A 13,809-nucleotide genomic window follows, 5' to 3' on the forward strand; every position below is an offset into this window, starting at 1 on the left:
ATGGATACAGCTACTCCCTCAGCCCCAAAGAACAGCCGGTTCAGTCTGTCACCGCTGAACAAACGCCGTTGGCGCAATTTTACGCGCAACCGCCGTGCCTATTGGTCGCTTTGGATATTCCTGTTCCTGTTCGTGATGTCGCTGTTCGCCGAATTTTTGGCCAATGACAAACCCATCTTGGTGAATTACCAAGGCGATTACCGTATGCCGATATTCAGCTTCTATTCAGAACGTGACTACGGCGGGGATTTCCCCACGCAGGCCGAATACAAAGACATCGAAGTGAAGTGCCTTATTGAAACGGGTGGTTTGCAAACTTGCTTTGATGACCCTGAAGGTATGATCGAAGCGGCACGTGCAGGCACGATCGAAGATCCCGACTTTGTTAAAGGCTGGCTGATCTGGCCTCCGATCCCCTACAGCTATGACACCATCGTAGACATTCCCGGTGTTGCGCCTTCCCCCCCGGATGAAAACAATTGGCTCGGCACGGATGATACCAAACGCGACGTTGTTGCGCGGGTGATCCACGGGTTCCGCCTGTCGATCCTGTTCACCATCATCGTGACGACCTGCGCGTCGATCATCGGAATCATCGCCGGCGCTGTGCAGGGCTATTTCGGTGGTTGGGTGGACCTTGTGTTCCAGCGTCTGCTTGAGATTTGGGGCAGTACCCCGTCGCTATATGTCATCATTATCCTATTCGCGATTCTGGGGCGCAGTTTCTGGCTGCTTGTCTTCTTGACCATCCTGTTCGGTTGGCCAGCATTGGTCGGTGTTGTGCGTGCCGAATTCCTGCGGGCGCGCAATTTCGAATACGTCCGCGCGGCCAAAGCGCTGGGCGTATCGGACCGCACAATCATGTTCCGCCACATGTTGCCCAACGCGATGGTCGCCACCGTTACGATGTTGCCATTCCTGATTACCGGAACAATCGCAACTCTGGCATCCCTCGACTTCCTCGGGTTTGGCCTGCCATCCTCGGCGCCTTCCCTGGGCGAGATGACACTGCAAGCGAAACAAAACCTGCAAGCACCGTGGCTTGGCTTCACGGCGTTCTTTACCTTCGCGATCATGTTGTCGCTTTTGGTGTTCATCTTCGAGGGCGTGCGTGACGCCTTCGATCCGCGAAAGACTTTCTCATGACGCGGGTTCTCGATGTTCAAAACCTCACCGTTGATTTTCGCCAGGATGGCGAAGTAACCCACGCCGTTCGCGGTGTGTCGTTTCACGTTGATAAGGGCGAAACGGTAGCGCTGGTTGGTGAATCCGGTTCGGGCAAATCCGTGTCCGCGCTGTCCACTGTGCAATTGCTTGGCGATAGTGCCACTTATGGCGGGTCGATCACCTATGACGGCACCCAAATGGTTGGCGCGCCTGAGAAAGACCTCCAGCGTGTGCGCGGCAATGACATCAGTTTCATTTTTCAGGAACCGATGACGTCGTTGAACCCGCTGCACACGATCGAAAAACAGCTGAGCGAAAGCATCGAGTTGCACCAAGGCCTGCGCGGAGATTCCGTGCGAACCCGTATCATCGAACTGTTGTTGCAGGTCGGCATTCACGAACCAGAAAGCAGACTTTCGGCCTATCCGCACCAGCTTTCTGGTGGGCAACGCCAGCGCGTGATGATCGCGATGGCGTTGGCAAACGGCCCTGAAATGCTGATTGCGGATGAACCGACAACTGCGTTGGATGTCACCATCCAAGCGCAGATTTTGGACCTGTTGGCAGACCTTAAACGCGACTTGAATATGTCGATGTTGTTCATCACCCACGACCTGACGATTGTGCGCAAAATCGCGGATCGTGTTTGCGTGATGAAAGACGGTGAAATTGTCGAACACGGCCCCACGGCCGAGATTTTTGCGAATCCGAAGCACGAATACACGCGTACCTTGCTGGAGGCTGAAAGTACGGGATCGCCAGTACCTGTCGATCCTTCTGCAAAGGTTGTGGCGAAGGCCGAAAACCTGAAAATCTGGTTCCCGCTGACGTCTGGTTTGTTGCGCCGCACCACCGGCTACGTGAAGGCCGTCAATGATGCGAGCTTCACTGTGAGGGCAGGGGAAACCGTCGGCATCGTCGGCGAATCTGGTTCCGGCAAAACGACCCTTGCGCTTGCGATTATGCGTTTGATCCGCTCGGAAGGGCGCATTGTGTTTATGGGGTCAGAATTGCAGGGGCTGGCCGACCGCCAAATGCGCCCCCTTCGCAGTGAGATGCAGATTGTGTTTCAAGACCCGTACGGATCGCTTAGTCCGCGCATGACCGTTGAACAGATCATTGCCGAAGGCTTGACCGTTCATGGTACCGCAGGCGGAAAAAATTCGCGCGAAATGGTGTCCGATATCATGCAAGAGGTCGGACTTGATCCGTCATTGATGGACCGCTACCCGCACGAGTTTTCCGGTGGCCAACGTCAACGCATCGCGATTGCACGTGCCATGATCCTACGCCCGAAGTTGGTCGTTTTGGATGAACCAACATCCGCGCTGGATATGACGGTGCAGGTTCAGATAGTTGAGCTACTGCGCAATTTGCAACAGAAATACCAACTCGCGTATCTGTTCATTTCCCACGATCTGAAAGTCGTGCGTGCGCTGTCCCACAAGGTGATGGTCATGAAGCGTGGCGATATAGTTGAGGCGGGGGACGTCGACGCTGTGTTTGACGCCCCGAAGGAAACCTACACGCAAGAATTGATGAAAGCGGCGTTTGGTTAGGCTTCGAACGTTACCTTCGCAGGTGACAGTCCGTCGATCTCACAAACACAAGTCTGTCCCATTTCGATTGGTCCAACGCCAGCCGGTGTACCCGTCATGATGATGTCACCGGGTTCAAGTGTCACAAGCTTGGACAAAGTCGCGATGACTTCCGGCACAGACCAAATCATTTGGTTCAAATCACCATTCTGACGCGTCTCTCCATCAACTGAACAGGTAACTGCGCCTGCGTTCAGATGACCAACTTCTGAAACAGGATGCACTGTGCCGACAATTGCCGAATTGTCGAAGCCTTTGGCCATATCCCACGGTGCGCCTTTGCTTTTGGCGGCGGCTTGGATGTCTCGGCGGGTAAGGTCATTGCCCGTTGCGTAGCCATAAACGTGTTCTAGGGCGTCTGCTTCAGAAATGTTCGCGCCGCCACGTTGCAGCACAACGACAAGTTCGACTTCGTGATGAAGGTTATCTGTCGCAGGTGGGAACGGGATCGTTTTTCCAGATGCCACAACAGCGCTTGCAGGCTTCATAAAGAAGATCGGCGGGTCCGCTTTTGCATCGCCGCCCATTTCCGCAACATGTTCGGCGTAGTTCTGACCAACACAAAAGACGCGGTGCACGCCAACGTAGTGGTCCGTTTTGCTCGTGCGAAGAGTAGGTGCGTTAGGTGGGCGGACGTCTAATACAGCCATTGTACTTCCTTGGGTTTAATCAGGCCCGATCATGAAGCACGTGGTGCCACGTGCTTGCAAGCGTGCACATGCTTGTTCGGCACCATCACGTGTTAATCCCATAAAGTTTGCATCAAACCCGCGGCTCGATTGGTTCACGCGGCGCAGGCTGCCATCAAGTGTCGACATTTCGTTCAAAGCCACGCGAAGCAACACACGCTCTGCTTGATAGCGTGAATTATAGCGGCCTACGTTGACGCCCCAATGACGGCTACCAGATGTAGAAATGCGTGTGACGATCTCGGGTTCGTTTGGTGCTGGGCTGGCCTGTTGAACCGCGGCCAGAACGACATCCGAAGGGCGTGCTTGTGGGGTTTGGCTTGCGCTAGGCGCTGCGGCGGCTGTTTGTAGGACTTCGGTGACGGTACTTTCGATGGCTTCTGCATCGACCGCGACCAATGCGACGGTTGGCGCTTCTGGCGCCTCTGGCACAGCGCGTGCGTTCGGGCGGAGGGAACGACTAACAAGGCCATTCACACGGACAGTTCGCGCAGTTGTTCCTGGAGCAGGGGCGTTTGCGCTTCCTGACCCTTGTGGTGCAACGGGGCTAGGGCGGTTGAGGTTCGCAGTGCTCGGTGCACGGGCAAACCCCATGTCGAGCAGTTCAGCCACGCGTGCGTTACGTTGTGCGGTAGAAGACCCACCAAACATTGTCGCAATAATGCGTTCTTGGCCACGTTCAGCGGAGGCCACGAGGTTGAAGCCGGCTGCTCGTGTGTATCCTGTTTTGATGCCATCAGCACCGCGATAGTTGCTCAGGAAACGGCGGTTAGTGTTGGCGACTTCGCGCACGCCAGCATCCGTCGTGATGCGGCTGAAGATGTTATAGTATTGGGGGTAGTCGTAAATCATGTGGCGACCGAGCACTGTCATGTCGCGTGCTGTTGACATGTGGCCAGCCTCTGTCAGGCCGTGTGCATTGCGGAATGTCGTACGTGTCATTCCCATAGCGCGGGCTGTGGCGGTCATGCGACGAGCAAAGGCGGCTTCGTTGCCTTCCAATGCTATACCAATCGCAGTTGCGGCATCATTGGCAGATTTCACACCGGCGGCACGAATAAGGTAACGGAACTGAATGCGCTGCCCTGCAACGAGGCCAAGCTTGCTGGGAGGCTCATTGGCGGACAGGGGGGTGATCGTAACCATATCATCAAGGCTTATCTCACCGCGTTCAACCGCTTGGAACGCAATATAAAGCGTCATCATCTTGGTCAGCGACGCTGGGTGCAATTGTGTATCCGCGTTGCGCGAGTGCAAAATTTCACCCGTCCGTGCGTCCATCACCATCGCCGCGTAGGGCGCAGCACTACTTGTTGCTGGCGCTAAAGCCGCCATCAGGAGAGTAATCAATAGAAGAATACCCGCCAACGCGGGGTTTTGAATACGACGTTTCACGCCACTGCCTCTTTACTGCCTCGTGAGCCCCGATTTTTTTAGTGGGGTCTCGTTTTATGAAATAAGGCTAACACAAGGCGGCGTTTCAGAAAATACCTTAATTTCAAAGGCTTTCGGTGTGCTTTTCATGCACATCTTGCGCGTCGGCTCCCATATCTAGCGGTGGAATTTGCGAATACCCCCTAGATAGCGGATTAAGGCAAGAATGAGGCAATTGGTTAATTGTCCCTTACGTCAGGTGTTTCACCAGCTCAGGCAAATCGCTGAGCGTGGAAATTTGGCGAAAGTGGCGATGCGTGACGGGTGCTTCGGCATGCTCATATTCCCATGTCAGCTCATGCGGAACATGGACGCCCCATGCGCCAACTTCGATTGCCGGTATCACATCCGAGCGCAACGAATTGCCCACCATCATCTGATGGGCCGTGTCTTGGCGGGCGAAAATACGTGAATAGATGTCAGGTGTTTTGTCGCTTACAATCTCAACCACATCAAAAAGATCTCCAAGTCCGGATTGCGCGAGCTTACGTTCTTGATCCAGCAGGTCACCTTTCGTGATTAACAGGATTTCGGCGTCCGGTTTAACCGCTTCAATCGCCTCTCGAACACCGGGCAGAAGTTCGACTGGGTCTGCAAGCATTGAACGCCCCATCGCAAGAAGTTCTGAAATGACATCGGTAGAAACAGCGCCATTTGTGACTTCAAGCGCGGTTTCGACCATCGACAGCGTGAACCCTTTGATACCGAATCCGTAGATGTCGAGATTGCGACGCTCAGCCGCCAACAAGCGTTGCATCAAGTGATCACCGTCGGTGTGCTCCTGTAAAAGCTCAGCAAAACGAGCTTGTGTTAACGCAAAGCCACGCTCGTTGTGCCAAAGTGTATCATCAGCGTCAAAAGCGATGGTCCAATTTGGTTTGTTCATTTAAAGGCCCCTTGAAGCTGAATATCGTGCCCCCCTTTTCATAAGGGGTGTGAAGGTTATATTAAGCGGCTGAACGCACACTCTGCTAGAGACTCGCGCCAAAGGACTAAGATGCTGCACGACGTTAACATGATGGCTGATCGGGATGATGACAGCGATAGCGATATCGGTGTTAAACTTGAAACACGTCCGAAAACCAAACGCCCGCCGCTGTATAAAGTCATGATCCTGAACGACGATTACACGCCTATGGAATTTGTCGTGACGGTTTTAGAACGCTTTTTCGGCATGACCCACGACCAGTCCGTTGAGATTATGTTGGCAGTTCACCAAAAAGGACTAGCGGTCGTTGGTGTCTTTTCGCATGAGATCGCGGAAACCAAGGTTGCCCTTGTGATGGACTATGCTGGTCGTCATCAGCATCCGCTGCAGTGCACAATGGAGAAAGAGTAGGGCGCATGCCCACTCGGATTACATGAAACATTCCCGCCTTTTTACCGCGCTGGACGAAGGTCTGGACCTGTCCGGAACCCTGCACGTTCTGCGCCCACCTGCTGGCTATGATCTGGCGGGCCTAAGCGATGTGAGCGTTGAAGCGACCTATTATCCAGATCATCGATACTGGGACGCGATGGGTTTCATCGGTGACGGCGCTGCACGCGCTGGAACACTTGTTGTGTTGCCGCGGTCCAAAACCCTTGCGCGGACTATGATTATGTCTGCGATTGCCGCGGGTGGTTTGGTAATCGTTGACGGGCAGAAAACGGATGGCGTTGAAAGCGTCTATAAAGACATTCGCAAGGTCGCGCCGATCTTGGGCGTTATCACCAAAGGCCACGGGCGCCTTTTCTGGTTTGAGGCCGGTGCAACACCCAAATGGGACACGACGGTTAAGTCACCAGAAGGGTATAAAACCGTCGCGGGCGTGTTTTCCGAAGCCAAGATCGATGCGGGATCGGCCTTGTTGGCCGATCACCTCGATAACCTGAAAGGCGAGGTCGCTGATCTTGGCGCTGGTTGGGGGTATCTCAGCCGTGAGATCCTTACGCATGAGGATGTGACGCGCCTTGATATGATCGAAGCGGAAAAGACTGCGCTTGAGTGTGCGGTTGAGAACACCAATGACCCGCGCGCGCGGGACGTTTGGACAGACGCGCTTACCTATTCAGGCGGTCCATATGACACCGTCATCTCAAACCCGCCCTTTCACGCCAGTCGCGCAGGCGACCCTGATCTTGGCAAAGGGTTCATCGCAACTGCTGCACGAATTCTGAACCCGCGCGGCGTGTTCTACATGGTCGCAAACCGCCACTTGCCCTATGAGGCCGAACTTGACGCCAAATTCGCCCGCGTCGAAGAGCTTTCCGGTTCTGGCGCGTTCAAGATATTCCGCGCGACTCGCCCAAAACGCTAAATTCCCGTAGCCTGCCCGAATCTAGTCGGGCGTCAGGAGCTTTCATGTCCTTTTCAATTGCCGGTAAGACAGCCATCGTCACGGGTGCCGCGAACGGTGTTGGCCTTGCGATCGGGAGACACTTTGTTTCTCAAGGCGCAAATGTCGTGTTTGCAGATATGGATGAGGAGCGCCTTGAAGAAGAGCTGGGTTCATCTGAAATCGAACAGGAACACTACCGGAGTTTCGCGTGTGATCTGCGCCAGAAACTTTCAATCAACAACCTATTGTCGATGACGATTGATAGCTTCGAACGTGTAGACATTCTTGTGAACGCGTCCCGCCAGATGGTGCCGTCTGATCCTCTGAACCCAAAAGAAGACCAGGTTGAAGCGCTGTTGAACCAAAACCTGATGACGTCACTTCGTCTGACGCAGGCGATTTCAAAGCGCATGATCAAGCAAGCAGAAGACCAAGAAGAAGGCGTCGTTGGATCGATCATCAACCTCAGCTCTATCGCGGCACGACGCGCAAATCCTGACCTACTGGGATATTCAGTTTCCACCGCAGCGCTCGATCAGATGACGCGGTCCATGGCGGTTGCACTGGCGCCATCGCGCATCCGTGTGAATGCAGTTGCCTTCGGTTCTGTGATGTCATCGAGCCTGCAACAGCAGCTTAAAGAGCATGACGAATATCGCAGCGATATCATCGAACACACGCCCTTGGGCCGCATTGCAGGGCCGGGGGAAGTATCCGACGCGGTACAGTATCTTGCGTCAGATGCGTCGAGTTTCGTGACCGGTCAGATTATTACGGTCGACGGCGGCCGGACCTTGATCGATCCGGCCAATTCACCTGCGCACTAACTATTCCGGATGAGTGGCGATGCATTGCTGGGCGGCAGCTTGGGCATTGCGTACTGCTGCGGCACGGCGTTCTTGAAGTTCGGCAAGTTTAACACGTTCTTCTGCAACACTAATTGAAACTGGGACTTCACGGGTGAAGCGTTCAGTTTCTGAACATGGATACCGTGATACGGTTCCATCAGGATTGTCGCGCTCGCACACGGTGCGGACAATGCGTACGTCTTCGACCTCGGCCAGAGCATAACCGCGTTGAATGTTGCCGCGTGCAACGGCGATTTGCCGATCAATTGCAGCCACAGGCCGGTTCGCGTTGTTTATGCATTGTTCTCGCGGAGTGCCGCACGCCGCCAGAGCTATGAGCGGAACGAGAAATAGGGTCTTATAGGTCATTAGGTCTTCCTTTGGCAGCCATATGGTCGCGGTCGCTTTGCGGGCGCTTGGCCTGCTCTTACAATCAATGATAGGTCTGCTTGATATGCAATAACATCGGGTAGCGACATGGCGTTGGATGACATGGAACAGCAGAAATCAACGGCGTCGGCGTGGTTCCGCACGCTGCGCGATGAGATTGTGAAAGCCTTTGAAAATTTGGAAGATACTCAGATGGAAGGTACGTTTTCTGACCTTCCAGCCGGGCGATTTGAAGTGACTGAAACCAAACGCACTGGTGATAGCGGCGAGGACGCCGGTGGCGGTTTGATGTCAGTGATGCGTGGCGGGCGTGTATTTGAAAAAGTCGGCGTCAATATCTCGACCGTTTACGGCACCTTGGGTGCGCGCGCGCAGGCGGCAATGATGGCCCGTAAGGGGCTGGATGGAATGGCCGATGATCCGCGCTTTTGGGCGTCCGGTATTAGCCTTGTTGCGCATATGCAAAACCCGCACGCACCTGCGGTTCATATGAATACTCGCATGTTCTGGACGCCCCATGCGTGGTGGTTTGGCGGTGGGTCTGACCTGAACCCCTGCATTGAATATGATGAGGACACGGCGCATTTTCATGACACGCAAAAAGCATGGCTCGACACACATGGCGACGCGCATTACCCCAAGTTCAAGGCATGGGCGGACGAGTATTTCTACATCCCGCACCGCAACCGCGCTCGTGGCGTTGGGGGGGTGTTTATGGACGATCACTGCACGGGTGATTGGGCCGCTGATTTCACCCTGACGCAGGACTTGGGGCGCGCATTTTTGCCCGCCTATGTGCCTTTGGTTGAGAAACGCCGGAACAACGAGTGGTCTGAAGCTGACAAGGATGCGCAGCTTGTGCATCGCGGCCTCTATGCGGAATATAACCTTGTGTATGATCGCGGAACGAAGTTCGGCCTAGAAACAGGGCATGACGCGAATGCAGTGCTGATGAGCCTGCCGCCGTTGGCAAAATGGGTTTAAGCGAAAAAGACTACCGCGCGGGTCTTGTGATTGAGGTCAACGACCGTATGCAGCGCGATTACCGATATGAATTGGCCGTTGATGTTGGCGGCCTGGCGGACGGGTTCACGCCCCATTACTCGCCGGCAGAAATGCTGGCGATGGGCGTGTTTGAGGGCAAGTATTGCAACGACTGCACCGATGAATTGCCCACTGAATGGTTTGATGGAGCCAAAACATCGGACGTTGCGAACGTTGAGCTGAACTATTTCGGTGTAAAAAGCCGCCAACGCCTCTCGGAATGGCGTCGAAAGGGCTGGATATACGAGCCCGACCCACGTGGCTGGTTTCAATGGTATTGCCGCTATTATTTGGGTCGTCGCATTGAGGCGCTCGACGCGGTTCAAATCAAACGCTGGCGTGCGTTTTCACGGCATGCGGGGCAGGTGCGGGCAAACTGCGACCCGGGCGACATTTTTTGCCGCCCGCGCCAACGGCAGGGTTTGCTGCAATGGGCCCATGATCCGCTGATCTAGGCCCCCGCGCTTAGCCGTTTCTGATCGTATCAATCATCAATTGAACGTTCTCTGGATCCGCGTCTGGCGTGATCCCGTGACCGAGGTTGAAGATATGCGGCCCGTTTTGCAGCGCATCCACGATGCGACGTGTTTCCGAAACGAGGGCGTCGCCGCCAGTGACCATGTGGGATGATTTCAGGTTGCCCTGCACGCAGCCGCCGATTTGCATTTTGTCGGCTGCCCATGCGGCTGTGACACCGTCATCCAGCGCAATGCAGTCGGCACCAATGGCCTCGTGGAGACCAACGTATTTCTCGCCCGCGCCACGGGGGAAGGCGATGATCGGTGTATTCGGGTGTTTTGCCTTAAGCGCGGCGACGATGCGGGCCATTGGTTTGATCGAGTAGTTTAGGAAGTCATCACCCTTAAGCGAACCCGCCCAGCTGTCGAAGAGCTTAACGACTTCGGCGCCAGCGTCGATCTGCATTGACAGGTAATCGATCGTGCCCTCGGTGATCACATCAAGAAGCCCTTCGAAAACGGCTTTGTTTGCATCTTTCAATGCATGTGCTGGCCCTTGATCCGGCGTGCCTTTGCCCGCGATCATATAGGTCGCAACGGTCCAAGGTGCGCCCGCAAAGCCTATGAGTGTTGTTTCGGACGGCAATTCACGGGACAGGATTTTGACCGTTTCATAGATCGGGGAAAGCGTGTCGTGGATCGCGCTGACGGGTTTCAGCGCCTTCAGCTCATCTGACGTGGTGATTGTCGACAGGCGCGGGCCTTCGCCGGTGACAAACCACAAATCAGCGCCCAAAGCTTGGGGCAGCAGCAAAATGTCAGCAAACAGGATGGCCGCGTCGAAACCGTAGCGGCGAATTGGCTGTAATGTGACCTCAGCGGCGAGTTCGGGATTGTAGCACAGGGACAGGAAATCACCGGCTTGCGCGCGGGTGGCTTTATATTCTGGCAAGTAGCGGCCCGCCTGCCGCATCATCCAAATCGGGGGCGTTGGCAGGGTTTCACCTGCTAGGGCGCGAAGAATTGTCTTTTGCGTGCTCATTATGGCCTCCAATTGCTTTCTTGTCGGTGTCTCGTTTGGGCGTTGCCGAGTCAAGTGGTTGTAAGGGCCACGGGGCGCGGCTAATTGTGCGTTATGGAAATTGATTTGCCCTCAGCGGCCCAGCCTTTGAAAATCGGTACACGTGGATCGCCCTTGGCGGTCGCGCAGGCTCATGAAACCCGTGCCCGCTTGATGAAAGCGCATGATTTACCTGAAGATGCGTTTGAGATTTGCGTGATCAAAACGACCGGTGATGATCGCACATTGATCGATGCGGATATCGCGCTGAAGACGATTGGCAACAAAGGTTTGTTCACCAAAGAGATCGAAGAGGCGATGTTGCGCGGCGATATTGATATCGCGGTGCATTCCACCAAGGACATGCCAGTTGAGCAGCCCGATGGGTTGGTGCTGGACGTGTTTTTGCCGCGCGAAGATATGCGCGATGCGTTCGTGTCTGTTAATCATGCCGGAATTTCCGATCTGCCGCAGGGCGCCGTGGTTGGCACATCCAGCCTGCGCCGTCGTGCACAGCTATTGGCGAAACGTCCGGACCTGAAGGTCGTTGAATTTCGCGGTAACGTGCAGACGCGGTTGAAAAAGCTGGGGGACGGCGTGGCCGAAGCGACGTTTTTGGCGATGGCGGGGCTGAACCGCATGGATATGGGTGTTCACGCGACGGGCGCGATATCCGTTGAAGATATGTTGCCAGCGATTGCCCAAGGCACCATCAGCATCGAACGCCGCGTCGACGATCTACGTGCGCGCGATATGCTGGTGGCTATTCATGACGTCGCGGCGGGGCAGCAAATGGCGGCGGAACGCGCGTTTCTGGCGGCGCTTGATGGGTCTTGCGAAACACCGATTGCGGGCTTGGCTTTGATTGAGGGTGACCAGATTTGGCTGCGCGGAGAAATATTGAAGCCGGATGGCAGCCAAGTGTTTACCGGAGAGAGGCGTGGGCCGATTGCGGATGGTGCTGCTATCGGACGCAGTCTGGCTGAAGAATTACTTGGTCAAGCTGGACCAGATTTCTTTGAGGCGGTGGTGGCGGGTTAACTGAAGTCCGTTCACTGTACTTCTTAACCGAATGCAAAATGTGAGTCTTACTCCTCAAGTTCGCAACTTTTCGTGGCTTCATCCCAACTGCCACCTGCGTCCAAGCAACTGTCTATTTGAAGAAAAACACTATCAATTAACCAGATCAATCCAACGAAAATGATAGTGGCAAGTCCAAATCTTCGCGCAAGTGTCATTCTTCCCGCCATTCCCCTAATCCGGTATCAACTTCCCCGGATTGAGGATGCCATTGGGATCTAGTGCGCCTTTAATCTTGCGCATCATATCAAGGGCGACTGGATCTTTTCGGCGGCGCATGGTGTTGAGTTTGGACAGGCCGACGCCGTGTTCGGCGGAGAAACTGCCGCCGAGGTCGGCGACGATGTCTTCCACGGCTTCGATGATTTTGTCCATTAAGTCTTGATCGTCACGCGAGGGGTAGACGCTGTAATGGATGTTGCCGTCCCCTAGGTGCGCGACGAAGTTCGGCTCATGGTCAGGGTCGAGCGCGGCCATGGCAACGCCTACACGCTCAAAAAACTCCGGAACCAGATCGAGTGGGAATGCGATATCGGTGTCGACGATGGGTTGGCGCCAGAACGCCAGCTCTGCGGCGGCTTCACGGCGTTCCCACATTTCGCGACGTTGGGATTCGTTTTGGGCAACGGCGGCGTCTAGGACCATGCCGCTTTCCATCATATCGGACATGATCTCGAGCAAGGTTTCATTCACGTCCGTATCAGTCGTAGTGGCGACCTCGACCATGATGTTGATGTCTTGGGGCCCCTCGAACGGTTCGCGTGCACCTTCAAAGCGGTCCATATAGACGTCGATATAGTTGCGCGGCATGTATTCGAACGCCTCGACCGCGCCGCCCGTGGCGTCTTGAGTGCGGTTCAGTAGGGTAAGTGCGTCTTCAAGGGTCGGCGTGGCAACCATAGCCGTTGCGTAGGCTTTGGGCTTGGGTGCGAGTTTGACGACGGCCTTGGTGATGACGCCAAGGGTCCCCTCAGAGCCAATCAGAAGCTGGCGCAGGTTCAGGCCGGAATTGTCTTTGTGCAGCGCTGTCATGAGGTCGACGATTCGACCGTCAGCAAGCACGGCCTCAAGGCCCAGCACCAGATCACGTGTATTGCCGTAACGCAGCACGTTGGACCCGCCCGCGTTGGTAGACATCACGCCGCCGATCATTGCAGAACCCCGTGCGCCGAAAGTCAGTGGAAAAATCAGGTCTTCGGCTTCTGCGGCGTCGTGCAATGAGGATAGAATCACGCCAGCATCGACCACAGCGGTACGGGCACTGGTGTTGATGTCATGAATTGTGTTCATCCGATCAAGGGACAGCAAAACGCCACCGGGGGCGTAGGTGCCGCCAACCAGCCCAGTATGGCCCGAAACCGGGGTGATGGATTGGCGCTGTTCGTTGGCCAGTGCCATGATTTGCGAGACTTCTTGTGTGGATGCTGGGCGTAAAACGACACCAGGTTCGCCAGAATACTTGCCCGACCAGTCTTTTGACCAGCGCGCGACATCGTCCCCGGTCAACGCATTGGCGGTCCCTACGATCGCCTCAAAATCTTGCAACAGTGCCATACATTACCTCTAGCAGTCAGAGCCTACGCAACTTGTGCGTGAAATCAAAGGGAGACAAGTCGAAATAAAGGGTGTGTGGTGGCGTTACCTGGATTTGAACCAGGGACCTAACGATTATGAGTCGTTCGCTCTAACCAACTGAGCTATAACGCCATGCACAGCGGGC

General features: G+C 55.1%; 14 protein-coding genes and 1 tRNA gene. 8 read left to right on the top strand and 7 right to left on the bottom strand.

Annotated features, from left to right (window positions below; translation table 11 throughout):
• Both OCA8868_RS14460 and OCA8868_RS14465 read left to right on the top strand, forming a co-directional pair.
• A complete protein-coding gene (locus tag OCA8868_RS14460) occupies positions 1 to 1,146 on the top strand; it encodes an ABC transporter permease (protein WP_093997299.1) in 1,146 nt (381 codons plus the stop codon).
• A complete protein-coding gene (locus OCA8868_RS14465) occupies positions 1,143 to 2,726 on the top strand; it encodes an ABC transporter ATP-binding protein (RefSeq protein WP_093997300.1) in 1,584 nt (527 codons plus the stop codon). The genes OCA8868_RS14460 and OCA8868_RS14465 overlap by 4 nt, the downstream gene beginning before the upstream one ends.
• On the opposite strand, the gene OCA8868_RS14470 is transcribed toward OCA8868_RS14465, so the two are convergent.
• The 3 genes from OCA8868_RS14470 to OCA8868_RS14480 form a co-directional block, all read right to left on the bottom strand.
• Positions 2,723 to 3,415, bottom strand: coding sequence for a fumarylacetoacetate hydrolase family protein (locus tag OCA8868_RS14470; RefSeq protein ID WP_093997301.1), 693 nt, complete (start codon positions 3,413 to 3,415; stop codon positions 2,723 to 2,725). The two genes, OCA8868_RS14465 and OCA8868_RS14470, sit on opposite strands and share 4 nt — an antisense overlap.
• 15 nt (positions 3,416 to 3,430) lie before the next feature.
• Positions 3,431 to 4,849 carry a D-alanyl-D-alanine carboxypeptidase family protein gene (locus tag OCA8868_RS14475; protein ID WP_370738004.1) on the bottom strand — a complete coding sequence of 473 codons (1,419 nt, stop codon included), beginning with the start codon at positions 4,847 to 4,849 and terminating at the stop codon, positions 3,431 to 3,433.
• Between the two features lie 229 nt (positions 4,850 to 5,078).
• Positions 5,079 to 5,774: an HAD family hydrolase gene (locus OCA8868_RS14480; protein ID WP_093997303.1), complete on the bottom strand. Its 696-nt coding sequence runs from the start codon at positions 5,772 to 5,774 to the stop codon at positions 5,079 to 5,081.
• Positions 5,775 to 5,885: 111 nt separating this feature from the next.
• Between OCA8868_RS14480 and clpS the strand changes: the two genes are divergently transcribed.
• From clpS to OCA8868_RS14495, 3 genes are read left to right on the top strand one after another with little or no spacing between them, the layout of a single operon-like run.
• Complete coding sequence (clpS, locus tag OCA8868_RS14485; RefSeq protein WP_093997304.1) at positions 5,886 to 6,227, top strand: ATP-dependent Clp protease adapter ClpS; 342 nt, start codon at positions 5,886 to 5,888, stop codon at positions 6,225 to 6,227.
• Between the two features lie 22 nt (positions 6,228 to 6,249).
• Positions 6,250 to 7,188, top strand: a complete 939-nt coding sequence (locus tag OCA8868_RS14490; RefSeq protein WP_093997305.1) for a class I SAM-dependent methyltransferase — start codon at positions 6,250 to 6,252, stop codon at positions 7,186 to 7,188.
• Between the two features lie 44 nt (positions 7,189 to 7,232).
• Complete coding sequence (locus OCA8868_RS14495; protein ID WP_093997306.1) at positions 7,233 to 8,036, top strand: SDR family NAD(P)-dependent oxidoreductase; 804 nt, start codon at positions 7,233 to 7,235, stop codon at positions 8,034 to 8,036.
• Here the strand turns inward: OCA8868_RS14495 and OCA8868_RS14500 are convergent, their stop codons facing one another.
• Entirely contained in the window at positions 8,037 to 8,426 is a 390-nt protein-coding gene (locus OCA8868_RS14500; RefSeq protein WP_093997307.1) for a hypothetical protein, read from the bottom strand.
• Positions 8,427 to 8,534: 108 nt separating this feature from the next.
• On the opposite strand from OCA8868_RS14500, the gene hemF reads away from it, so the two are divergent.
• Positions 8,535 to 9,431 carry an oxygen-dependent coproporphyrinogen oxidase gene (gene hemF, locus OCA8868_RS14505; protein ID WP_093997308.1) on the top strand — a complete coding sequence of 299 codons (897 nt, stop codon included), beginning with the start codon at positions 8,535 to 8,537 and terminating at the stop codon, positions 9,429 to 9,431.
• Positions 9,422 to 9,946 carry a hypothetical protein gene (locus tag OCA8868_RS14510; protein ID WP_093997309.1) on the top strand — a complete coding sequence of 175 codons (525 nt, stop codon included), beginning with the start codon at positions 9,422 to 9,424 and terminating at the stop codon, positions 9,944 to 9,946. Before hemF ends, OCA8868_RS14510 begins: the two co-directional genes overlap by 10 nt.
• Positions 9,947 to 9,956: 10 nt before the next feature.
• Here the strand turns inward: OCA8868_RS14510 and hemE are convergent, their stop codons facing one another.
• Positions 9,957 to 10,991 carry a uroporphyrinogen decarboxylase gene (hemE, locus tag OCA8868_RS14515; protein WP_093997310.1) on the bottom strand — a complete coding sequence of 345 codons (1,035 nt, stop codon included), beginning with the start codon at positions 10,989 to 10,991 and terminating at the stop codon, positions 9,957 to 9,959.
• A 93-nt stretch (positions 10,992 to 11,084) separates the two neighbouring features.
• Here hemE and hemC point away from each other — a divergent pair, with 93 nt between their 5' ends.
• A complete protein-coding gene (gene hemC, locus OCA8868_RS14520; protein ID WP_093997311.1) occupies positions 11,085 to 12,050 on the top strand; it encodes a hydroxymethylbilane synthase in 966 nt (321 codons plus the stop codon).
• Positions 12,051 to 12,263: 213 nt separating this feature from the next.
• Here the strand turns inward: hemC and OCA8868_RS14525 are convergent, their stop codons facing one another.
• Together OCA8868_RS14525 and OCA8868_RS14530 are read right to left on the bottom strand one after the other, a co-directional pair.
• Positions 12,264 to 13,643 carry an FAD-binding oxidoreductase gene (locus OCA8868_RS14525; RefSeq protein ID WP_093997312.1) on the bottom strand — a complete coding sequence of 460 codons (1,380 nt, stop codon included), beginning with the start codon at positions 13,641 to 13,643 and terminating at the stop codon, positions 12,264 to 12,266.
• 76 nt (positions 13,644 to 13,719) lie between these two features.
• A tRNA-Met gene (locus OCA8868_RS14530) sits at positions 13,720 to 13,796 on the bottom strand.
• Positions 13,797 to 13,809 lie beyond the last annotated feature (13 nt).

The sequence above is a fragment of the Octadecabacter ascidiaceicola genome (genome assembly GCF_900185015.1).
Lineage (GTDB): Bacteria > Pseudomonadota > Alphaproteobacteria > Rhodobacterales > Rhodobacteraceae > Octadecabacter > Octadecabacter ascidiaceicola.

Bases quoted from the DNA above. Each gene is read 5' to 3' on its own strand.
- OCA8868_RS14525 (WP_093997312.1), bottom strand. From the start codon at position 13,643: ATGGCACTGTTGCAAGATTTTGAGGCGATCGTAGGGACCGCCAATGCG.
- OCA8868_RS14465 (WP_093997300.1), top strand. From the start codon at position 1,143: ATGACGCGGGTTCTCGATGTTCAAAACCTCACCGTTGATTTTCGCCAG.
- OCA8868_RS14510 (WP_093997309.1), top strand. From the start codon at position 9,422: ATGGGTTTAAGCGAAAAAGACTACCGCGCGGGTCTTGTGATTGAGGTC.
- OCA8868_RS14495 (WP_093997306.1), top strand. From the start codon at position 7,233: ATGTCCTTTTCAATTGCCGGTAAGACAGCCATCGTCACGGGTGCCGCG.
- OCA8868_RS14480 (WP_093997303.1), bottom strand. From the start codon at position 5,774: ATGAACAAACCAAATTGGACCATCGCTTTTGACGCTGATGATACACTT.
- OCA8868_RS14500 (WP_093997307.1), bottom strand. From the start codon at position 8,426: ATGACCTATAAGACCCTATTTCTCGTTCCGCTCATAGCTCTGGCGGCG.
- hemC (WP_093997311.1), top strand. From the start codon at position 11,085: ATGGAAATTGATTTGCCCTCAGCGGCCCAGCCTTTGAAAATCGGTACA.
- hemF (WP_093997308.1), top strand. From the start codon at position 8,535: ATGGCGTTGGATGACATGGAACAGCAGAAATCAACGGCGTCGGCGTGG.
- hemE (WP_093997310.1), bottom strand. From the start codon at position 10,991: ATGAGCACGCAAAAGACAATTCTTCGCGCCCTAGCAGGTGAAACCCTG.
- clpS (WP_093997304.1), top strand. From the start codon at position 5,886: ATGCTGCACGACGTTAACATGATGGCTGATCGGGATGATGACAGCGAT.
- OCA8868_RS14460 (WP_093997299.1), top strand. From the start codon at position 1: ATGGATACAGCTACTCCCTCAGCCCCAAAGAACAGCCGGTTCAGTCTG.
- OCA8868_RS14490 (WP_093997305.1), top strand. From the start codon at position 6,250: ATGAAACATTCCCGCCTTTTTACCGCGCTGGACGAAGGTCTGGACCTG.
- OCA8868_RS14470 (WP_093997301.1), bottom strand. From the start codon at position 3,415: ATGGCTGTATTAGACGTCCGCCCACCTAACGCACCTACTCTTCGCACG.